General features: G+C 30.9%; 17 protein-coding genes and 1 tRNA gene. 6 read left to right on the forward strand and 12 right to left on the reverse strand.

The window, feature by feature from the left end:
* Positions 1-1,335, reverse strand: coding sequence for an MATE family efflux transporter (locus Q0739_RS03540; RefSeq protein WP_298237316.1), 1,335 nt, complete (start codon positions 1,333-1,335; stop codon positions 1-3).
* On the reverse strand, positions 1,332-1,832 hold the full coding sequence (locus Q0739_RS03545; protein WP_298237317.1) for a GNAT family N-acetyltransferase: 501 nt from the start codon (positions 1,830-1,832) through the stop codon (positions 1,332-1,334). The genes Q0739_RS03540 and Q0739_RS03545 overlap by 4 nt, the downstream gene beginning before the upstream one ends.
* A gap of 58 nt (positions 1,833-1,890) precedes the next feature.
* On the opposite strand from Q0739_RS03545, the gene Q0739_RS03550 reads away from it, so the two are divergent.
* The 3 genes from Q0739_RS03550 (at position 1,891) to Q0739_RS03560 (ending at position 4,559) form a co-directional block, all read left to right on the forward strand.
* The gene (locus tag Q0739_RS03550) at positions 1,891-2,685 is read left to right on the forward strand and encodes a universal stress protein (RefSeq protein ID WP_298237318.1); all 795 of its coding nucleotides are present in this window, start codon (positions 1,891-1,893) and stop codon (positions 2,683-2,685) included.
* A gap of 3 nt (positions 2,686-2,688) precedes the next feature.
* Positions 2,689-2,762, forward strand: a tRNA-Ala gene (locus Q0739_RS03555).
* Positions 2,763-2,834: 72 nt separating this feature from the next.
* Entirely contained in the window at positions 2,835-4,559 is a 1,725-nt protein-coding gene (locus Q0739_RS03560; protein ID WP_298237319.1) for a RagB/SusD family nutrient uptake outer membrane protein, read from the forward strand.
* Between the two features lie 238 nt (positions 4,560-4,797).
* Here Q0739_RS03560 and Q0739_RS03565 read toward each other — a convergent pair whose 3' ends face one another.
* The 6 genes from Q0739_RS03565 to Q0739_RS03590 form a co-directional block, all read right to left on the reverse strand.
* Positions 4,798-5,259: a hypothetical protein gene (locus tag Q0739_RS03565; protein ID WP_298237320.1), complete on the reverse strand. Its 462-nt coding sequence runs from the start codon at positions 5,257-5,259 to the stop codon at positions 4,798-4,800.
* Positions 5,260-5,267: 8 nt separating this feature from the next.
* Positions 5,268-6,944 carry a glycerol-3-phosphate dehydrogenase/oxidase gene (locus Q0739_RS03570; protein ID WP_298237321.1) on the reverse strand — a complete coding sequence of 559 codons (1,677 nt, stop codon included), beginning with the start codon at positions 6,942-6,944 and terminating at the stop codon, positions 5,268-5,270.
* Positions 6,945-6,949: 5 nt separating this feature from the next.
* Positions 6,950-7,789, reverse strand: a complete 840-nt coding sequence (locus Q0739_RS03575) for an alpha/beta fold hydrolase (RefSeq protein WP_298237322.1) — start codon at positions 7,787-7,789, stop codon at positions 6,950-6,952.
* 2 nt (positions 7,790-7,791) lie between these two features.
* Entirely contained in the window at positions 7,792-10,548 is a 2,757-nt protein-coding gene (locus Q0739_RS03580) for a PD-(D/E)XK nuclease family protein (protein ID WP_298237323.1), read from the reverse strand.
* A gap of 85 nt (positions 10,549-10,633) precedes the next feature.
* Complete coding sequence (locus tag Q0739_RS03585) at positions 10,634-12,013, reverse strand: OmpA family protein (RefSeq protein WP_298237324.1); 1,380 nt, start codon at positions 12,011-12,013, stop codon at positions 10,634-10,636.
* A gap of 193 nt (positions 12,014-12,206) precedes the next feature.
* On the reverse strand, positions 12,207-15,344 hold the full coding sequence (locus tag Q0739_RS03590; protein WP_298237325.1) for a UvrD-helicase domain-containing protein: 3,138 nt from the start codon (positions 15,342-15,344) through the stop codon (positions 12,207-12,209).
* A 124-nt stretch (positions 15,345-15,468) separates the two neighbouring features.
* On the opposite strand from Q0739_RS03590, the gene Q0739_RS03595 reads away from it, so the two are divergent.
* Complete coding sequence (locus Q0739_RS03595; RefSeq protein WP_298237326.1) at positions 15,469-16,077, forward strand: superoxide dismutase; 609 nt, start codon at positions 15,469-15,471, stop codon at positions 16,075-16,077.
* Between the two features lie 678 nt (positions 16,078-16,755).
* Here the strand turns inward: Q0739_RS03595 and Q0739_RS03600 are convergent.
* Both Q0739_RS03600 and Q0739_RS03605 read right to left on the reverse strand, forming a co-directional pair.
* Entirely contained in the window at positions 16,756-18,654 is a 1,899-nt protein-coding gene (locus Q0739_RS03600; protein ID WP_298237327.1) for an amidophosphoribosyltransferase, read from the reverse strand.
* A 123-nt stretch (positions 18,655-18,777) separates the two neighbouring features.
* Positions 18,778-19,704, reverse strand: coding sequence for a PfkB family carbohydrate kinase (locus Q0739_RS03605; protein ID WP_298237328.1), 927 nt, complete (start codon positions 19,702-19,704; stop codon positions 18,778-18,780).
* A 144-nt stretch (positions 19,705-19,848) separates the two neighbouring features.
* On the opposite strand from Q0739_RS03605, the gene Q0739_RS03610 reads away from it, so the two are divergent.
* Complete coding sequence (locus Q0739_RS03610; protein ID WP_298237329.1) at positions 19,849-20,469, forward strand: hypothetical protein; 621 nt, start codon at positions 19,849-19,851, stop codon at positions 20,467-20,469.
* Between the two features lie 3 nt (positions 20,470-20,472).
* On the opposite strand, the gene Q0739_RS03615 is transcribed toward Q0739_RS03610, so the two are convergent.
* On the reverse strand, positions 20,473-21,117 hold the full coding sequence (locus Q0739_RS03615; protein WP_298237330.1) for a ribonuclease H family protein: 645 nt from the start codon (positions 21,115-21,117) through the stop codon (positions 20,473-20,475).
* A complete protein-coding gene (purN, locus tag Q0739_RS03620; RefSeq protein ID WP_298237331.1) occupies positions 21,118-21,684 on the reverse strand; it encodes a phosphoribosylglycinamide formyltransferase in 567 nt (188 codons plus the stop codon). It lies immediately after the preceding gene.
* A gap of 276 nt (positions 21,685-21,960) precedes the next feature.
* Here purN and Q0739_RS03625 point away from each other — a divergent pair, with 276 nt between their 5' ends.
* A complete protein-coding gene (locus Q0739_RS03625) occupies positions 21,961-22,194 on the forward strand; it encodes an acyl carrier protein (protein WP_007647141.1) in 234 nt (77 codons plus the stop codon).
* Positions 22,195-22,198 lie beyond the last annotated feature (4 nt).

Below are 22,198 nucleotides of genomic sequence, written 5' to 3' on the forward strand. Positions count from 1 at the left end.
TTAATTGTTTTGGGCTAGTGGCATAAATATTTTTCTAAATTTTATAATTAGCGGAATGCCTCTTGCTATAATCCAGAATGTAATAGCGATAAAAATACCATGGAGTTTATAGCCTGAATTATCTAGCCAAAAAAGAATGGGTATAAAAATAATGAATGTTGAAAATAGCAGAACGTTTCTGAGGTATTTCATTTTTCCTAAGCCCTTAAAAATGCCATCGAAAATAAAAGCAAGTGTACAAAATGGTTGCATAACAAGCACAATCCAGAATATATTGTAAAAGACTTTTAATACTTCGGGGTCTTTAGTAAAAATACGCCCAATAGGATAATAAAATATCCCGCCAACAATACCTAAAACAATACCGATTATAACACCGTATTTTATGAGTTTATTACTTAATACGATTAAGGTTTTATAGGCTTTTGCACCAAATAGTTTTCCTGATAAAATATTGCCTGCACTGGCGTAACCATCGACTATAAAGGCTCCTAAAAACCATAAATTAATGGCTATGGTGTAGGCTGCAATATATTCTGCGCCATATTTTGTAGCATAGGCACTTGCAAAGTATAGCGTAACATTAAGTGCGATGGTTCTAACAAATAGATTGAGAATCATTAAAACGAATCGCTTTATCTCTGGATTAAAAGGAAAGCTTGGTTTTAATGGAATAGATGTTTTTTTAAGAAGGAAATAAGCAGAAAACCCTGCCATTAGTATTTGAGCAATAACACTGGCATAAGCAGCGCCTTTAATATTCATTGCAGGGAGGTACCCTTCAATACCATATACCAAAATAATATCTAAAACAATGTTTGATGCTGCTCCTATTATAGCAATTATCATAGGATGAAAAGTGTTTTGCAAGCCTCTAAAAGCGCCAAAAATGGCAATAGTAAACAGCGTAAATGGAAACCCTAAAACACGTATTTTATAATACACAACGCTGTAATCTAAAATTAAATCTGAAGCATTATAGAGTTCGAATATTTGTTTGGCTATTGGGTATGTACCAAGTATAATGAACAGACTTAAGGAAGTTATTATAAAAATAGCTTGTGCTGGTAGATTTTTTATTTTATCGAGTTTATTTGCGCCAACATATTGCGAAACTATGGATGAAATAGCACTCCTAGTTTGTCCCAATACCCAAATAAGCATGGATATGAATGTGGTAACTATACCAACGGCCGCCAAAGATTCGGTGGCGTTTAATTGGATATTTCCAACTATGGCGGCATCTGTTAATGATAAAATAGGCTCGGACACTCCAGATATGAGTGCTGGAATAGCCAATTTGTTTATATGTTTAAAGCTAATGTTTGTGCTCACAAGACAAGTTCATAACAATAAAATGGGTATTCACTTTGCTTAGGAAAGTAAATATCGCCTAACTTTTTATACCCTCTTAATTCATAAAATCTCTGATTTCTTTTGTTTTTCGAAAAGGTATCTAATCTAACGGATTGACACTTGCTTTTTAGTGCATAATTTTCGGCTAATTGCATAAGTTGTTGCGCATACCCTTGTCCTTGATATTTTGGATGAATGGCTAATCGATGGATGTAAATATTGTTTTTATTAGGTGTTAACCAAGAGATTGGGATATATTCTTCGTCCATAAACGTAGAGACTGTAACAGAACCTACGATTTTATCTTCAACTTCCAAAACATATAATTCACCTCGTTTTGCATCGTTTACAAATGAAGCTTTATTAGGATAAAATTCATTCCATTGAAAAATACTTTGTGCAACCATATTTGCAGCACAAGCCTTAGTAACTTCCATAATTTTCTTTATATCCTCCTGTGTTCCTTTTCGAATCATTTAAATGTTTTACTTTTGCTTCAAATTTATTGTAAATTTAGCTTTAAAATTTATAGGTATGAAGAATATTTTAGTTCCTGTAGGATCGTCAAAAAATGCATTGAGCCACTTACAATATGCTGTAGATTTTGCTGAAGCTTTTGGTGCAAAACTTTTTATAGTACAAGTATATAATGTTTACACAAAGGCGGGTACTATGATTAAAGTAGATCAGATAATTGAAAGAGAAAGTAAAACTTTTTTAGAAGGGTTAGTTTCTAAAATAAATACTAAAAATGTTGAAGTTGTTGTAAAGACTTTAAAAGGAAAGTTAATTAGTACTCTTGAATTAGCGTGTAGAGCAGCAGATGTTGATTTGGTTTTGGTTGAACCTAGAACAAACTCTATTAAAGACGAAGTATATTTAGGAAAAACTTCTGGTAAAATTATTAAGCAAATGGATGTGCCCGCTTTAATTGTTCCAGAAGGGTATGTGTTTTCTAAACCAGAACATATTTTAATGGCTATAAAATCGGCTATTATTAAAAAGGAGGGTGTTTTACAAAAATTGATTGATATAAAAAGTAAATTTAATGCTACAGTTGATTTGTTATTGGTTAAAACACCTTACCATAAGGAAGGAGATTTTAATGTAAATGATGAGCTAAATTCTTTAATAAGAAACAGAACAGAAACAGTTAACGCAACAACATTTCAAGGTGTTTTAGAGCATTTTCAATCGCATAGTCCAGATATGCTTTGTGTTGTAAGACGAAAAAGAGGCTTCTTTGCTAAGAAATGGGAAAAGGATACGATATTAAGAAAAGACTTTTTTATAAAAACACCTGTTTTGGTCTTAAGTGGATTGAAATAAAAAGGGGCATTAGCTCATTTGGCTAGAGCGCTACGCTGGCAGCGTAGAGGCGATCGGTTCGAATCCGATATGCTCCACAAAAACTTAATAAAATCTGATAATTTTTTGTCAGATTTTTTCTTTATTTGTAATCAAGTAAATTATTTCCCATGAAATTAAAAACCTTCCTATTTTTATCATTAGTTACTTTTTTATTTGGCTGTTCAAAAGATAATGAACCAGAGACTCAGACTGGAGGTATTGAAGTAATTGTTCTTATAAAGAATGATAACGAACCAATATTTGATGTCATTGTTTCAATAAGTTCAATTTCAAAAGAAGAACTAACTGATATAGAAGGAACTGTTTTTTTTAGAAATATAGAAGTAGGTAGTTATGAAATTTCAATAACTGATCCTTTTAGAAATATTCCTATAAAACAAATCGTTGATGTTGAAAATAACAAAACAACTAAGGTTGTTATATTTGTAGATGGTCCTAATGTTGTAACACCTAGCGTTTTAGATATAGACAAATGGGTCGATGCTTCTTTTAGTAGTTTAGTAGCTAATAATATTTTTGGAGCTAATGGGTATGCTTCAATTTGGGGAGAAATAGGTTCAGATATTTTAACAGCTAGTACCTCAAATTCTTTACTTCGTAAGTTAGATAATTATGAATTTAGCCCAAATGATAAGATTATTGAAGACATATGGGCAAATCATTATAAGGTAATTAGAAATGCAAATATAGGTATTGAAGCTATTGAAAATTCAGACTTTATAAGTGAATTAAACAGCAATGTAAATGAAGTTGAAGCTCAATTTAAATTTTTAAGATCTCTTGTTTATTTTAACCTAGTAAAACTATTTGGAAACCCAGTATTAGTAACATCAACTGATATTTCTCAGTTAAACAATCCCGCAATTCAAGACCGTTTAAAAGTATATGAACTTATTGAAGAAGATTTAATTTTTGCAGAAAATAATTTAGAAGATTCAAATATAAAAGGTAAAGCATCTAAGTCTGCTGCTCAAGCCCTTTTAGGCAAAGTATATTTACAAATGGCTGGTTTTCCTTTGTTACAAAATGATAAATATGCTAAAGCTTTAAATTTGTTTGCTAAACTTGATGGGAAATATACACTTGAAACAGACTACAAGAATAATTTTGAAATTGAAAAGGGAAGTACTAATAATGAAATTATTTTTACAATTGATTTTAACATATTTGGGGATTCAAATAATTGGAAATGGTTCAATTGGGGACCTTTAGATGTTAGTGAAAAAGATTTTTATTTATTAACTACAAACTTTATTGAAAGTTATTTTAAGTCCTTAAATGATTTAGCAAGTCCAATTACATTCCCTTTGAGCACAAAAGACAGTAGATTTTTTGAAAATATAGCGCCTTTTAAAATTCAAAACGGTGTAACAAGTAATGCACAGAATATTGATGATTGGCGACCATATAAATTCAGTGAAAATTATCAAAATGGAGGGATGTTTCATTTACCATATTTAAGATATTCAGATGTATTATTAATGATTGCTGAAGCTGAAAACGCAATTAATGGTCCTACGGTAAAAGCATATGAAGCTATTAATCTAGTTAGAAGAAGAGCTTTTGGAAATACTGATAACGACCTAAGCGCTGGACTTGACCAAGAAGAATTTTTAGATGCCATTCTTAACGAAAGACGGCTTGAATTATGTTATGAAGGTCATCGAAAAGATGATTTAATTAGAACACAAAAATTACAAAGTGTTATAGATGCGTATAACATAAATCATCCTCAGAATACAAAAAAATATCAATCACATAAGTATATATTCCCGATTCCTCAATCAGAAATACTTCTTAATTCTGGTATAATACAAAACCTAGATTATTAAGGTTAGTGTATGCAAACACAAATGAGAATTGAATTAGTGATAAAAATGCTACATGATTTTTAAACTCTCTTTTAAATGATGAAGTATTCCGTTATTATAAATAACGTTTCTGTTTATGATTTGTGACGTGTTTAAGCAATAAAGTTAGCAAATAAATCACAGATAGAAAATCCGCGAGGATTTTCGTAAGTAGACTAGAACTAGCCATTAATTATACACATTGTTGTAGGTAGACTTTTTATAATTCTATTCTATGTTTTTCGGCATATTTTCGATATAAATCTCTCATTGAGCCATCTGGATAATTTGAAAATTCACTATCAAGTTTTTTCATTAATTTTTCAGAGTTTTCGTCTGAACTTTCATAAAACCAACTACCATTTTCAGGAAGTAATTCAATCGCCTTTTTTATAATTTTAGATGATTTAGTAGCTCCAATTTCATTCAGTGATTTAATGACTTTTTCATTCTGTTGAGGAAACCATTCTTGTAAAAAAGTCAAAATACTATCTGCTTGACCTGCATTTTCCAAATGCATACATAAAAATAAATTCAGTTCAATCTCATTTAGTGAATTAGGTTTTTTTTCGTTTCTATTTACAAGTATTTCATATAGTGCAATTGAAAAATCAGAATTATCATTTAAAGAAAATAAACTTTCAATATCTTCTTTTTCAACAATTTTATTACGTAAATTCATTTCGTTTTTTATTTAAAATCTTCATCATAATATGTTGTAGCATCTTTGAGTGATAGGTTTAATTTTTCTATCTCGCTTTGTGTTTTATCAACATCCCAATTTAAATAATTTGAACAGTCTTTAGAAATAATATTCATATACTTTTTTACACTTTCAATATCAAAATATAAACGCCCTGTTCGTCTTATAAAAAAATCGTTTAAAGTGTTTATCATTTCATGATGGATACCGTACCAAAGTTCGGCCCTAACTAAATTTTCTAATGCATTATTAGATTTAAATGCTTTTGCCTTTTCAACAATAATATCTGCTTGTTTCCCATATGATGAAGCTAAGTACCATGCGTAATAACCGTCTGTAATGCCTTGATTAGATAATAATTTTTCGATTTTAAGTTGGTATGCTATTACCTCATCTTCAGATTTAAGTGGTGGATTTACCAAAGCAATTGTTTCGGTTGTTGATGCTTTAAAATCTGACACCTCTTCTTTTGTATGATATGTTTTCAAAACGGCTTCTAAGGCTCTGTATGCCATTTTTCTATAGCCTGTAAGTTTTCCGCCAGCCATGGATATCAAACCACTGTTTGAAACAAAAATTTCGTCTTTTCTAGATAACTCTGAAGCCGATTTATTGTCTTCATGAATAAGCGGTCTTAAACCAGCCCAATTAGATTGAATGTCATCAATAGTTAAATGTACCGTTTTAAACATGCTATTTATAGCGTTTAAAAGGTAGCTAGCATCCTCTTTTGTGGCAACAACTCGATCTAAACTTCCAGAATAATCTGTATCGGTAGTACCTACATAAGTAATTCGTCCTCTAGGAATTGCAAAAATCATGCGACCATCTGAAACATCAAAATAAATGGATTGTTTTACGGGTAGTTTTTCAAAAGGAAATACTAAATGTATGCCTTTAGTAAGGTGAAGGCGTTTTTTGTTTAAGGCGTTGTCTCGTTTTCGAACTTGATCTACCCATGGACCAGCAGCAGACACATAGTTTTTAGCTTTTACTATAAACGCATTTTTAGTGTTTAGGTCTTTACAATTTAAACTTTCTATTTTTGAATAGCTATCATAATTAAAAGACATCATTTCACAATAGTTGACTACAGTGGCACCTAAAGCCGTTGCTTTCTTTAAAATTTCAATAGTTAATCGTGCATCATCAGTTCTATATTCTGCATAAAGACCACCTCCAATTATTGTTTGTTTATCGAGTAAAGGTTCTTTATCTAATGTTTCCTCTTTATCTAGCATTTTACGTTTATCATCACCTTTTACATCTGCTAGAAAATCATATACTTTTAAACCTAAAGCTGTCATTAATTTTCCGTAAGTTCCGCCTTCAATTAAGGGTAATAACATTTTTTGAGGCGTTACTAAATGTGGTGCTAAATTGTGTACAATGGCACGTTCAGACCCAGACTCTCTAACCAAACTAATTTCAAAATTCTTTAAATACCGTAAACCACCATGTATAAGTTTTGTTGATTTATTACTGGTTCCTGAAGCAAAATCATTTTTCTCAACCAAACATACTTTTAAGCCTCTTGCCGAAGCATCTAACGCTATACCTGCTCCAGTTATTCCACCTCCAATAATAACTAAATCAAATATTTGAGTACTTAGTTTTTCTATTTGAGAAGGTCTATTTAAAACTGAAAAGGTTGTAGTATTCAAAATGATTATTTTATGAATGATACAATTAAGGAAATTATATGTTTTAATTGAATTGAAAGCTCTTCCTGTTGCCAAGGATGTTTAGTGTTAAATACATGGTCTGCCCCTTTAATAATCTCTAGATGGCTTTTTGGATTCCATTTATGAAGCTGATGTGCCTCATCAATTAATACACTAGTATCCTCATCTCCATGAATAATGAGGTATGGTATTTTTAAATTTGAAACTGCGCGTTTAATAGTTAGTCGTTCTTCATTTTCAATAAAATCTTCATAGAATTGATAAAAATGAGGCATTTGCTGTTTTGTGCGTCCGTTTAAAACATATTTAACACCGTCTTTTTTCCATTGTTCTAAATCCCCTGTAGTAGATGTTCTTTTTCCATAACTAGAAACTCCAGCAAGACTTACAACTTTTTGCACACGATTATCTTCTTCAGCCTTTATGGTTACAATACCTCCAGCTCTGCTATGTCCAATTAAATTAATATTACCAATATCTGCTTCGTTTTTAAAAGAGGCATTGGAGCAAATCCAATCTATTACACTTTCCAAATCGTCTAATTCTTTTGTGTAATTGTTATTACCAAAGGCGTCTAAATCTGGAAAATCCATGGGTTGCTCAAGAGTACCTCCGTTATGTGAAAAATTAAATTTTACAAAAAAGAAACCTGAATTAGCAAAAGTCTCTGCCATTAAGTTCCAAGCACCCCAATCTTTAAACCCTTTGTAACCATGACAAAATATAATAATTGGTTTTGTTTGAGAATTTTCAATATAAAACGTATCTACTACTATTGGTTTTATATGTTTCCCAGGAATAGCATTGTTTTTTAAAATCTTCATATTTACACTTCTTTTTCAGTGAAATCAATTTTTGGATTACAGATTTCCAAGATGAGTTTTTTTAATTCATTTTCAAAAGCAGTTAACGTATTATTGCTTATTAAAGAATCTTTACTTCTACTAAAAACGCTGTCTTTTTTGCTAAATTTCAAAAAACCAGAACTTAAGTTTTTAAATGAAATAATACCCGCTTCAATAGGCAATTGTACTTTCTTTTCTTTACACATCATGTAAGCATAAGTTAATACTTGAAAGCTTTTGCTGTATTTTTTATAATCCGTTGTAATATCTTCCCAATTAACAACTTCTACTTGGTTAGATTCTACTTTACCTGTTTTATAGTCTATAATTCTAATTGTTCCGTTACATTCATCAACTCTATCAACTTTCCCTTTAATTTTTATTGGAAATTTAAGTTCAGGAATATTGATTTCAATAACATTATCAGCTTCAATAGCCATAATTTTAATTTGATCTCCTGCTTTCAACCCTTTAATTTCTAAATCTAGAAAATTAGAAACATATCGTTTTGCTATTTCATAAATAATGAGGTTTTTACCTTTTGAAATATCGCCTTCTTTGTATTCATTTTTAAAATGATGCGTTACTGTTTCTTCAATCTGAGATTTGAGATTTTTTATACCTTCTATAGTTAAAAACTCACCTATAAAAGGAGTGTAAAAATCTTCAAGCGTATTATGTACCACTGTTCCTAATGTATTTGCAGCTACAGTTTCTTCTACATCATCATGATCTCTTATTTTTAAAATTTTCTGATAGTAAAAATCAATAGGATTTCTGATGTAGTTTGTTAATGAAGACGGAGAAAACCCTTTTTTTGCAATATCAATAATTTGTTTTTCTAATGATTCGGTTTTTTTAACAATATTTAATTGTTGCTCGACAACAGGAACGTAAGGTGCTATTATTTGATGCTTGATTTTATGTATGCCTTCTAGTTCTAATTGGGTAATAAATCTGCTTTTTTCACCACCTGTTAGTATATCTGCTTCGGTATTGTATAATATATAAATATTTTTAGCACGTTGTAATAGCCTATAAAAATGGTATGTGTAAACAGCATCCTTTTCTTTGAATGTTGGTAAATTGTTTTCAATTTTTACGTCAAAAGGGATGAATGAATTGTTGCTTTTTCCAGCGGGAAGTATCCCTTCGTTTACTGATGAAATAATAACAGTTTCAAAATCTAAAACACGAGATTCTAACATGCCCATTATTTGTAATCCTTGTAAAGGTTCGCCCTGAAAATCTAAAGTTTCAGTACTCAGTAATTCTTTATAAATGCTATATAAGGTTTGAATATCTTTTATGTGTTTATTCTCTGAATTTAATCTTGAAAGCTCATTAAAAAGTACATTAAAACGGAATAAATATTCTAGCGACAATAAGTTAGAGTCTTTCTCTTTGTTTAAATTGTTTTTTATCGCTAGTATTAATTGAGAACAATTTTTTAATATTTTTTCAATAGATTCAGACCAGTTTGAAAACAATAATTCAATAATACTCTTGGCTTCATTTGCTATCTCTATTAAACGACCCATATTTAAATATACTAAGTTATTGTCATTGATAGTGTCAATAAGTTTAGTAGCATAATCTACATTATTAATAAGTAATAGTGGGCGTATGAATTGATGTGATATAATGTTAATTATGTCTTTGTGGTAGTAAAGTCCAGTAGTTGTTTTATGTAAATGGAAAAGTGAATCAAAAAGGGGAGCTAATGGTATGGATTTTAAAGGCAACCCCATTGTGATATTTAGGGCTTCTATATTTGATGGTAAAGAGTTAAGTAAGGGCATCAATAAATTTTCATCGCCTAAAATAACTGCTGTATTTTGCAACAACTCCTTCTCCTTTTTTATTTTTTTTAAAAGTGAACCAATGTATTTAGCTTGACCTACATTTTTTGGAATACCAAACACAGAAATGTTTTTTTCTTCGGAATAATTCTTAGTTACCCAATTAAAATGATTACTCTCAAAAAAAGCCCAATTTTTTTTATGTCGACGCACGAAGAATGCAGCATCATGCCTTGAATTAGCCATAAAGTGCTTGTCTACATCCCAATATATTTGTGCTAGGTTGTTTTTAAGTAGTTTTTGTATTATGGTTTCTTCTGAAGTGTTTAACGCATTAAACCCTAAAAAAACATGTTGCTTGTTTAAATTATTTTGGAGATAAGATTCTGTGTTTTCAACGGCCTCTCTATAAATTAAACCTTGGTAACCAATACCTTTGTTTAATAGATGTGTGGTAAATTCTTTGTAATAGCTGTGGAGTTTATTCCAAAAGGCTAAGTAATTTTTAACGAAATCTGTTTTATTTTCCTCTAACGACCAATGATTTAAATCTTGTATAGCACTTAAATAATTAAATATGTATTCTTGTGGAATCAGATAGCGATCAATTTCATTAAAGTCTTGAAGTAGTACCTGTGCCCACTTGGAAAAGGAGTCAAAAGAATCAAGAGATTCTTTCTTGGTTAATTTAGAGTAACAAGTGTAAAATTCGAAAAGAAGTTCGGTATTCGAAATGCTTTTAAGCTGTGATAATTCTTCAACAAATTCTTCAATACTTAGAATATTTGGCGAGAATATAGGTTGTTTTATAAAATTAGAAAGTTGGTGTTTTAAAAATAGGCCAGCCCTTCTGCTTGGTAATATAAATGTTACCTCACTTAGGTTTATATCTTTTTTTTTTAGATTAGCTAAAACATCAAAAATAAAAGTTGTCATTATATAAAAGTAAAAAACGCTTCGGATATCCGAAGCGTTTTTTCTAAAAGTTTATTTTAATAATTAACTTCTAACTAAATCTAAATTATTTAGCTAAGTTAATTTCAACACGTCTGTTATTAGCTCTACCAGCTCTAGTTTTGTTAGTGTCGATTGGTTTAGATTCTCCATATCCAAGAGAAGAAAGTCTAAACTCATCAATACCACCTTTAACTAAGTATTCTTTTACAGCGTTTGCACGAGCATCAGATAATTTTTGGTTAGAGTCTTCTCTACCAACACTATCAGTATGTCCTTCAACTGTGAATTTAGAAGTAGGGTATTCTTTAAGAATTTTGATAATATCACCTAATACAGCTTCAGACTGAGATTTGATGCTAGATTTACCAGAATCAAATAAGATAGTTTTAGCATACTCATTTAAAGTATTTTGAATAGCTTCTGTAACTTCTGGACATCCGTTGTTAGCAACAGTTCCTTTAACGTCTGGACATTTGTCGTCTTTGTCTAAAACACCGTCACCATCACCATCAGGCCATGGGCATCCTTTGTTAGCAGCAGGACCAGCAGTGTTAACACAAGCATCATCAGCATCAGTAACACCGTCACCATCAGCATCTGGACAACCAGCTAAAGCTTTTAAACCAGCAACTGAAGGACAGTTGTCATCTTTATCAGCAACACCGTCACCGTCAGAATCAGGACAACCGTTAAACTCAGCAGCACCTGCTTCGTTAGGACAATCATCTTTACTGTCTTCGATACCGTCACCATCAGAATCAGGACAACCGTTGAAAGCCTCTAAACCAGCAACATCTGGACAAGCATCATCTTTATCGTATATACCATCACCATCTGTATCAGTTCCACCAAATTTGATAGAAAGACCAACTGTGTGTTGGAAATGTGTTTGTAAGTAATCTTCGAAAGCATGTTTGTAAGCTGTTTGTACAGTTAAACCAACATTGTCGTTAAACCATAAGTTAAAACCTAAAGTTCCGTTTAAAGTTCCAGCTCCAATTTCATCAATCCAAGTGTAACCACCACCTACACCTAAGTAAGGCTCGAAAGTGTTACAGTTAAGTAATTCAGCAAAACTGTACTTGATAGTACCATCTACACCATAGTATGATAAATCATCTACACTAATAGCTTCAGACGATCCTGGTACCTCTCCCCATTTTGTTATTTTGTTTAAAGAACCAGCAACTCCAAAAGAAAATCCATCTCCTATATATTTAGACACAGAAATAGTAGATAGAGAAGGTAAAATGTTGTAGTTATCAGTATCAACAAATTTGCTAAAAATAGTTTCACTAAATGGTACACCGTCTCCAGAAGGATAAGCGTCAACCGCATTTACCCCAATTGTAATTTGCCATGGGTTGTTTTCGTCTTGTGCATTTACGTTGCTATAACCAAGTACAAGCAACATAGCGAACAATAATCTGCTAAGATTTTTCATATTCAAAAGTTTAATTTTTAAGTGTTAATTGTGAACAAAAGTAAGTTGTTAAATTTTATTAACAAAGACAAATATATAAAAATATTGCAGATTCCTTTTGTTTATAGTTAGTTCAGAATGATTTTAGATAATTTTTGTATATCAACTTTAATGATAATTAGTTCGTAAAATATATTATTTGTGTTTTAGGCTTTTATAATTCTCTTATTGTTATTGAGTCATTTATATAAATAAGAATCTTATTTATAACTTTAATGCCCATGTTTTCTAATATATCTTGATAAACTTGTAATTGTTGCGCATGTTTCTTGTCTTCAGCTCCAGTTTTATAGTCAATGATTGTTGCTTCATTTTTATTATTTAAATTAATCCTATCGGGTCTTAGAATCATTCCATTTCTCGATATAATATCACGCTCATTATATATAGTGTAATTTGAGCTATAATATTCCTGTAGTTTGGGATGTTTAATAATATTTAAAATAGTTTTTTTAAGTAAGGAAGCTTGATTTTTATCGATGGTTGAAGATTTTAAATAGTTATTAATAACAAGTTCAACATCATCTTCAATATAAATTTGTGCCATGATATTATGAATAAGGTTCCCTTTTTCTATTGCTTCTTGCTTATTGGTATCCCATAAATAACCAGATTTTGTTACAACCTTAATATTATGGTCTTCTTTTGAAGTTGAAATAAATTCATGTGCTAAGTTTATATTATTTTCTATTTCTGCAATTGCTGAAACTTTTTGCTGATTTCCAAATGGATATGTTAACTCTAAATTATTCCAAAGGCCTAATTCTTTTAAATAATTAATTAACAAACCTGAATATTTTTTATCGTTTACAACACCTTTTGAAGATATATCTTTAGTAGAGATTATATATAATTGCTCAATAGCTCTTGTTAAGGTTACGTATAATAAATTAATATTGTCTAATTCTAATTCAGATTGGTGTCTATTATATATGTTCAACCCTTCTTCTCCAAAATACTTAAAATCTTTGTTGTAATTTAATAAGGCATAGGAAAAGCCATTGTGTTTTTCTTTATCTAGTTTAAACCATTCCTTAGGTTCTAGCTCGCGATAAATATCTAAATCGGCATAAGGAAATATTACTACAGGAAATTCCAAACCTTTAGATTTATGAATAGTTATAATTTGGATTGCATTTTGCCCTTTTGGAGATATAATACTTAAACTTTCTTTTTTCTTTTCGAAGTAATCTAAAAAGCTTGATATATCAGACCCTTTTTTTTGTGAAAAATCAAGAACTATGTCTAGAAAAAACTGAATATAAGCGTTAGAATTTTTAGCTAAACCGAAACTTCTAATAATAGTCTCTGTTAAATCGTAAAGCGAAAGTTGTAACAAACTGTCACTACTAATAAATATGTTATAATTTTCGAGGCTTTTAAATAATTTAGCTAATGGGAGATTTATGTGGTTGATGAAAAACTCATGCTTATCGTCAATATTGAATAAAGATGCTAGGTAATTTAAAACCTTTATTTTTATTTCATTTTTTTTTGGCTGATTTAAAAGCCCTAACAAGTCATTTATAAAAGTAACCTCTTGAGAATTATTAAGAAGCAGGGTTTCGGAAGATATAATAGGTATATTTTGTTGGCTCAAATAATTAGCAACAGCTACTCCTTCCTTTTTCTTTCTAACTAAAACACAAATATCTTCGAGCATAAACCCGTTTATAAGACAAGTGTTAATCTTGTTTAAAACCTGTTCTGGGAACAATTCGTTTCTATTATCTTCTTTCGAAATATCTAAAAAAGACAGCTCTACATAACCCTCTTTCTCTTCAGTAATATTTTGATGAGATGTTTTATAAAGGTCTTTGTGCGCGTCTTTAATTAGTGCATTATTCGCTAAAAATTTGAAGAAGCTATTATTAAAATGTACAATCTTCTTAAAACTTCTGTAGTTGTTTTTAAGATTTTCAACATTTTGCTTTACTTGAAAAGGGGATGTTTTTTTATTGAATAAATCTATAAACTGTTCTGCTTTACCACCACGCCAACGATAAATAGCTTGTTTTGCATCGCCTACCAACATGGTACTACCATTTATACCCGATAAGGAATTGTCTAGTAGAGGAATTAAGTTTTCCCATTGCATGATTGATGTATCTTGAAACTCATCAATAAAATAGTGTTTAAATTTTTCTCCTAAACGTTCATAAATAAATGGAGTTGGTTGGTTTTTTATTTCGTTACTTATAATAGAGTTAAATTCCGAAATAAGCATTTTGTTTTTCTCTTCTTTAAGTTCTTGTAATTCTTTATTTATCGCATTTAAAACAGATAGCGGTGTAATATTTCTGTAGAATGCTTTTAAGAATTTTAAATGATAAACATGCGTTTTAATTCTCTTGAATTCGACTTCAATTTCAGGTAATAGCAAATCTATAGTGTTTGCTAAGTCGAGGCTTAAGGTTTTATTGTAAATGCTTTTTCTTTCAGATAAATTTTCTTCTAGCTTGTTATCGTAAAGCTTATATAAATCTAATTTTAAAGCTTTTTTAAAATGATTTGGAAGTGTTCCACTAGTAAAATTGGTGTGTTCTAAGCCAGCTTCTGCAATTAAAGTAAGTACATTTTGAGCTTTTTCAATAATAGTTTGTTCTGTGCTTGAAATTTCTACTCGTAATTGTGATTTAAGTTCTTTAAAATTATTTAGCGTTTTGTCTTTTAAAGATGCTATAAAAAACATATCGTTTTCATTAACTAAAAGTTTCGCCATCTTATTAAAATCTAAAGACAGATCCCAACTTTTGTCTTCATCTGCTTTTTCAATTGCAAAATCCACAAGCGTTTTAGTAAGCATTTTATTTGTGCCAGCTTTAGCAATTAAACTTTCTACAGCTTCGTTAAGCAAAGCGTCTTGATCTAGTTCTACTTCAAAATTTAATGGCAGCTTTAAGTCGAAAGCGAATGTTCTAATAAGTTTATGCGTAAAACCATCAATAGTACTAATATCAAAAGCAGCATAGTTATGTACGATGGTATCTAATAACTTTTCTGATTTTTGATGAAGTAGCCCTGGCTCTATTTTTAATTCTTCACAAATTGTATCAAACATGCTATCATGCTGTGCCAGAATCGTTTTATCTGAAAACTTCTTTAATGTGTCAATTATGCGCTCCTTCATTTCGGCAACAGCCTTATTTGTAAAAGTAATAGCTAGTATGCGCTTAAAAATTTCATTGTTATTAGATTGGAATAAAATTTTTAAATATTCTTTTACAAGGGTATAGGTTTTCCCGCTTCCTGCTGAAGCATTATATATTGTAAAAGAATGATTTATTGACATGAAGAATAATTTGCATACAAGATAAAAACTATCGATGGTTTCATAGCAATATATTATTTTTAATTGACCCGTTTTATGTGTAAATTTGAATGAAAATAAATACTAATATTTAAAACAAAAAATTATGGCTTTTGAATTACCAAATTTAGGATATGCCTATGATGCCTTAGAACCTCATATAGATGCAAGAACTATGGAGATACACCATACAAAACATCATCAAGGATATACTAATAACTTAAATAATGCTATTGCTGGAACCGATTTAGAAGGAAAACCTATTGAAGATATTCTTGCAAATTTAGATATGAATAATGGTGCTGTTAGAAATAACGGGGGCGGATTTTTTAATCACTCATTATTTTGGACTGTTATGAATCCTGAAGATAGAGGCTATTTATCTGGCGAATTAAAAGATGCTATTGAAACTGCTTATGGATCAAAGGATGAATTTATTGCTGCTTTTAGTAAAGCTGCTGCTACACGCTTTGGATCAGGCTGGGCTTGGTTATGTGTGCATAAAGGTGGGAAGGTAGAAATTTGTTCTACAGCTAATCAAGATAATCCATTAATGCCAGGAGTAAGTTGTGGCGGCACTCCAATTTTAGGATTAGATGTATGGGAACATGCTTATTATTTAAATTACCAAAACCGTCGTCCAGATTACATTAATGCATTTTTTAGTGTTGTTAACTGGAATGAAGTTGAAAGACGCTACGCAGAGGCAAAATAAAACACAAAATCTTTCAGAGTATAGAATCGCTTGGATTTATCTAAGCGATTTTTTTATGTGCTTATTCCAAAATAATGAAGTAATATAAAATGAAAAAGCTGAACTTTCGTTCAGCTTTTTGCCCCAAATCTACCATAAACTTAACCTACTTATGTTATGGTGACAACAAATTTAGGTAGGAGGTACTGTTTAAAAAAATATTTTAGTTAAACTACTAATATATTGGCTTAAACGGGTTTTGATTAAATCTGTGAGTGCATTTAAAGGAAAAAGATGATATAATAACAAAAAAAAGGTGAACGAGAGTTCACCTTTTTAGCCCCAAATCTACCATGAACTTAACCTACTTATGTTATGGTGATTCGAATATATATTACTACTTAGATACCTTAAAATATTTTAGTTAAACGACTTAAATATCGGCTTAAAAGAAATTGGTTGTTTAGTGAAAGAGCTTAAAAAAAATGTTTTTAAGGGAAGTTTTATAAATAAAAAAAGGCGAACAGAAGTTCACCTTTTTTTGCCCCAAATCTACCATGAACTTAACCTACTTATGTTATGGTGATACCAATGTAGATGTATTTACAATAATTTGATTATTTTTTAGACAAACAGCATTTTTTTCAGATTAAATGTGATTTTTATGGATTAACTGACAAAAAATTTTGTTTTTTAAAATTAATAAGCACGTTCCTTATTACCTTCATAAAAATTGATAAAAGCCTTATTTACAACCCTGTTACCTCCCACTGTTGGATAGTCTCCAGTAAAGTACCAGTCTCCTTTGTTATTTGGACATGCTTGGTGGAGGTTTTCAACGGTTTGAAAAATTATTTTTACCTCTGCATTTATAGAATCATCACTTAATAATTCTGAAATCTTATCAGATATTTGTTCGTCTGTGAAAGAATTGTAAACTTCTTTTACAAAGTTCTTTACATCTTTGTCCTCTAAATTTTCTTGCGCTTTACATTTATTATAAACATCTTCTATAATATGATAAGTATTGTTATCTTTTAAAAGGGCCAATGCCGCCCTAAATGCTACTAAACTTTCAAGGTTAGCCATATCTATACCATAACAATCTGGATATCGTATTTGAGGAGCAGATGAAACAACAACTATTTTTTTAGGGTTTAAACGGTCTAACATTTTAAGGATACTTTTTTTCAGTGTAGTTCCTCTTACAATACTATCGTCTATAATTACAAGGTTGTCTTGGGGTTTTATTACACCATAAGTAACATCGTAAACGTGAGCTACTAAATCATCCCGACTACTATCTTCTGTAATAAATGTTCTAAGTTTTACATCTTTAATAGCAATCTTTTCAACTCTAGTACGTTCAGATAATATCTCAGTAACTTTATTAGCAGAAAGAGAACGTTGGCCATTTAATATTTGAGCTGTTTTCTTAATATTTAATAGTGCTTCGGCTCTTTCAATCATTCCGAAAAAAGAAGTTTCAGCGGTATTAGGGATATATGAAAATACGGTATTTTTGGTATCACTATCTATAGCTTCTATAACTTTAGGCATTAATAATTCACCAAGCTTTTTACGTTCTTTATATATTTCGGCATCACTTCCTCTAGAGAAATAAATACGTTCAAAAGAACAAGCTTTTCGTTCTAATGGGTCTAATATTTTCTTAATACTTACCTCTCCAGATTTCTTTGTAATTATGGCATGTCCAGGTTCAAGTTCTTTAACATCTTCAAAATTCACATTAAACACCGTTTGAATTACTGGGCGTTCTGATGCTACCACCACCACTTCATCATCTTGATAATAAAAAGTTGGTCTAATACCTGCTGGATCTCTTAATACAAAGGAATCACCATGACCAATAAGCCCTGCCATTGCATAGCCTCCATCCCAATTTTTTGCAGCTCTTTTTAATATTTTAGATACTTTTAAACGTTCAGCAATTAATGGAGATGCTTGTCTTTTATTATAGCCTTCTTTTTTTAAATCTTTATAAATTTTGCTTACTGCATCATCTAGGAAGTGACCAATCTTTTCCATAATGGTTATGGTATCGGTATATTCTTTTGGGTGCTGTCCTAACTCAATTAGATTACTAAATAATTCCTTAACATTTGTCATGTTAAAGTTTCCAGCCATAATTAGATTTCTGTGCATCCAGTTATTTTGTCTTAAAAACGGGTGTACACTTTCAACACTATTTTTACCAAAGGTTCCATAACGCACATGTCCTAATAAAAGTTCTCCTATATAGGGTAAATTTTTCTTTTGTGCAGCTACATCTTCTTTATATTCTGGGTGCGTTTCAAATTCTTTATTAACACGATTATTAATTTGAGCAAAAATGTCTTGAATAGGTTGTTGAGCAATGGATCTAATGCGACTTATGTAGCGTTCTCCAGGATTGGTATTTAACTTAATGCTTGCAAAACCAGCACCATCTTGACCACGATTGTGCTGTTTTTCCATCATTAAGTACATTTTGTTTACACCATAAAAAGCAGTTCCGTATTTTTCCTTATAATACTCTAGTGGTTTTAGTAGTCTAATTACTGCAATTCCACATTCATGTTTTAAAGCATCACTCATTATTAAATTTATTTGTTTTTAGATTCCTGCCTACGCAGCAATGACAAATTTTTGATTCCAAAATGGATTCATTTTGGAATTGTATTTTAAATTAAAAACGCACTCAATTTTGAGCGCGTTGGTTTATGCTAATTCTATTTCAAATTGCGTTAGTTGCTTAAACTGCAGCAATCGTTTATGCACTTCCTTGTCAGATAAATTTTGCATTCGTTCAGTTCCAAACTTCTCAACACAGAACGATGCTAAAGTTGAGCCATAAATGACTGCGTTTTTCATGTTTTCAAAAGAAGTATCACCTGTTTTTGCAATATAACCTGCAAAACCTCCTGCAAAAGTATCACCTGCTCCTGTAGGATCAAATACTTCTTCTAGTGGTAACGCTGGAGCATAAAATACATAATCATTATTAAATAATAAGGCCCCATGTTCCCCTTTTTTAATTACCACATATTTTGGACCCATTTCATGAATTTTCCTTGCTGCTACTACAAGAGAATATTCTCCTGTTAATTGTCTTGCCTCTTCATCGTTAATGGTAATAACATCTATTCGCTTTATAACGTTTAGCAAATCGCTAAGAGCACAGTCCATCCAAAAATTCATAGTGTCTAAAATCACTAGTTTAGGTTTAAGTTCCATTTGATCTAATACACTTGCTTGAACTAAAGGATGCAAATTACCCAACATAACAACTTCTGCATCTCTATAATTTACAGGAACTACTGGATTAAAATCTGCTAGGGTGTTTAACTCTGTAACGAGGGTGTCTCTAGAATTCATGTCATTATGATAACGCCCACTCCAAAAAAAAGTTTTGCCTTCTTTTACAATTTCGACACCAGATACATCAATATTTTTATCGGAAAGTAAATCTAAATATGCTTGTGGAAAATCACCTCCAACAACAGAGACAGCGGCAGTATCTACATTAAAATGTGAAGCGGCTAATCCTATAAAAGTTGCAGCTCCGCCTAGAATTTTGTTGGTCTTACCAAAGGGGGTTTCAATCGCGTCAAAAGCCACTGTTCCAACAATTACTAATTTACTCATGAAAAGGAGTTATATTTTTGTGCAAATATAATATGATTAAAATTAAAATGAGCATAAAAATCTAACTCTATCATATGCAAATTCTTATGTTATAAATTTTTTATATTTTCGTACGGTAAATTGTTTTATTTAAAGCCTCTCTCTATGAAATTAAGCACTATTATAGCACTTTTTATGTGTTTTAATGTTTCTATACTTTGGTCTCAAGTTGGTATTGGGACTACTAACCCTTCTGCGGAATTGGAAATAGAAACCACCAATGCGGGTATTCCAGCATTACAATTAAATCCACAAACGGCTCCAAATGGTGATTCTGATGGACAATTATCTGTTATTGGAGACAAGCTTTATATGTATGATTTAACTCGAGATAAATGGTTAAGTATTGAGGCTACAGCCTTGCAATTTGGTAAAAATGGTGGTGCAGATAATGAATTATTGCGCTTTGGAGGAGATGTAAGAAATAATTCAAGTGGCCCATTAATGCCTTTTGACGGGACTATAGTTTATATGACAATTCAATCTTCTGGAGGAGTTGCAAATAAACAATTTGACATCAAAATTAATGGAAGTGATGTTGGTAATAATGCAAATAATACTCTAGATGGTAGAATAAGTCTATCTAGTGGTTCTTTTACTGAAACCGATTATAACATTGATTTCGATGCTGGAGATTACATTAATTTAGAAGTTAGAAATAATGGAGGCGATCTTGAAGATACTGCAGCGGTAATTTGGGTAAAGTGGCGAATAGATAATCCATAAATATTATTTTCTGCCAAAATCTGCAGGAATTTCGCCCCATGCTTTAGTTTCCCATTTGACAATTACTGTTTTGTAAGAATTGTTTTTTAACCAATCTATAGCTCTATCTACCAGATTAAAAAGTGCTTTATTTTTGTCGTTGCGTTTTAATTTGGTGTTGCATTTTTTCTTTTTAACCCAACTTATTGCTGTTTTAGAATCTGTGTAAAGGATTCTGTCGCTATTATTTTTCTTTAAAATGGCTAAGCCATGTACAATAGCAAGAAATTCGCCTATATTGTTTGTGCCTTCTTCAAACGGGCCTTGAATAAATAATTGTTTTTTGGTTTTGGTATCAACACCGCGATATTCCATTTTTCCAGGGTTACCACTTGATGCCGCATCAACAGAGATAGAATTGTAATTGGGTAGTCCTATTTTTTTTAGCTGAACTTCGGATAATTCACTTTTAAATTTTGAGGTTTTTCCAATATAATCTTTGTAATTGCCTTTTAGAGCTATTTTAGCAGCCTCGAAAGTTGAAAACGATTTATAAATAGCGCCTTGAAAATCTTTTATTTGAGCTTTGCAGTCGTCCCATGATTCAAAAACACCAGTGTGATGTCCTTTCCAAACGGTGTAGTATTTCTTTTTCTTTTTAGATGTCATTTACTTTTTTAATAGTTCATCAACCACCTTCGGAAAATACTTCATTTCCAATTCATGAATTTTAGCCGCTACATCCTCTGCTGTATTATTTGGTAATACGTTACACTTTGCTTGAAAAATAATAGCACCTTCATCATAATTTTCATTTACATAATGTATGGTGATACCAGTTTCGGTCTCATTATTAGAAACAATAGCTTCATGAACATGCATACCATACATGCCTTTTCCACCATATTTTGGCAATAAAGCAGGATGTACATTAATTACTTTATTTGGGAACTCGTTCAAAATATGTTCTGGAAATTTCCATAAAAAACCTGCCAAGACTATTAAATCTGGATTAGATGCTTTTAGTATATTAAGCACATCATTGGTTTTTGTAAAAGCTATTCTGTTGAAATATAACGCACTAACTTTTAATTTTTTTGCACGTTCTAAAACTTTGGCATGAGGATTGTTAGTAAGTACTTGAATAACAGACGCATTATGGCTGTTGTGAAAAAACTTAATTAAATTTTCAGCATTAGTACCATTTCCGGACGCAAAAATTACAATACGTTTCATCTGTTGGTTTTTATTTTAAAATTAATGTCAGATGTAATTCGTAAATCGAAATTACCACAATGTTCAGCAAAATTCATAAGCTCATTTCATTTTATAGTCTATAGTGTCATTTTTATTCAAACAAAAAAAAGAATAAATATTAACAATTAGAAGGTAAAAACTAAATACTTAAAGGTTATTTTAGTAAATTACCAGCACATTTTTATAGTAAAGATGTGTTTTAAAAATAAAGTTTTTTATTTTTGCCAACTAATTAAAACTTAAAATTAAAAGATTATGTCAGACATTGCATCAAGAGTAAAAGCGATTATCGTGGACAAATTAGGAGTTGATGAGAATGAAGTTGTTACTGAAGCTAGTTTCACAAACGATTTAGGAGCAGACTCATTAGACACTGTTGAATTAATAATGGAATTTGAAAAAGAATTTGATATTCAAATACCAGACGATCAAGCTGAAAATATTGCTACAGTTGGTCAAGCTATTTCTTATATAGAAGCAGCAAAATAAGCAA

It is taken from the genome of uncultured Algibacter sp. (assembly GCF_947487605.1).
Taxonomy (GTDB): domain Bacteria; phylum Bacteroidota; class Bacteroidia; order Flavobacteriales; family Flavobacteriaceae; genus Algibacter_D.

Coding starts and splice junctions, on each gene's coding strand:
- Q0739_RS03545 (WP_298237317.1), bottom strand. CDS start 1,832: ATGATTCGAAAAGGAACACAGGAGGATATAAAGAAAATTATGGAAGTT.
- Q0739_RS03550 (WP_298237318.1), top strand. CDS start 1,891: ATGAAGAATATTTTAGTTCCTGTAGGATCGTCAAAAAATGCATTGAGC.
- Q0739_RS03560 (WP_298237319.1), top strand. CDS start 2,835: ATGAAATTAAAAACCTTCCTATTTTTATCATTAGTTACTTTTTTATTT.
- Q0739_RS03565 (WP_298237320.1), bottom strand. CDS start 5,259: ATGAATTTACGTAATAAAATTGTTGAAAAAGAAGATATTGAAAGTTTA.
- Q0739_RS03575 (WP_298237322.1), bottom strand. CDS start 7,789: ATGAAGATTTTAAAAAACAATGCTATTCCTGGGAAACATATAAAACCA.
- Q0739_RS03580 (WP_298237323.1), bottom strand. CDS start 10,548: ATGACAACTTTTATTTTTGATGTTTTAGCTAATCTAAAAAAAAAAGAT.
- Q0739_RS03585 (WP_298237324.1), bottom strand. CDS start 12,013: ATGAAAAATCTTAGCAGATTATTGTTCGCTATGTTGCTTGTACTTGGT.
- Q0739_RS03590 (WP_298237325.1), bottom strand. CDS start 15,344: ATGTCAATAAATCATTCTTTTACAATATATAATGCTTCAGCAGGAAGC.
- Q0739_RS03595 (WP_298237326.1), top strand. CDS start 15,469: ATGGCTTTTGAATTACCAAATTTAGGATATGCCTATGATGCCTTAGAA.
- Q0739_RS03600 (WP_298237327.1), bottom strand. CDS start 18,654: ATGAGTGATGCTTTAAAACATGAATGTGGAATTGCAGTAATTAGACTA.
- Q0739_RS03605 (WP_298237328.1), bottom strand. CDS start 19,704: ATGAGTAAATTAGTAATTGTTGGAACAGTGGCTTTTGACGCGATTGAA.
- Q0739_RS03610 (WP_298237329.1), top strand. CDS start 19,849: ATGAAATTAAGCACTATTATAGCACTTTTTATGTGTTTTAATGTTTCT.
- Q0739_RS03615 (WP_298237330.1), bottom strand. CDS start 21,117: ATGACATCTAAAAAGAAAAAGAAATACTACACCGTTTGGAAAGGACAT.
- purN (WP_298237331.1), bottom strand. CDS start 21,684: ATGAAACGTATTGTAATTTTTGCGTCCGGAAATGGTACTAATGCTGAA.
- Q0739_RS03625 (WP_007647141.1), top strand. CDS start 21,961: ATGTCAGACATTGCATCAAGAGTAAAAGCGATTATCGTGGACAAATTA.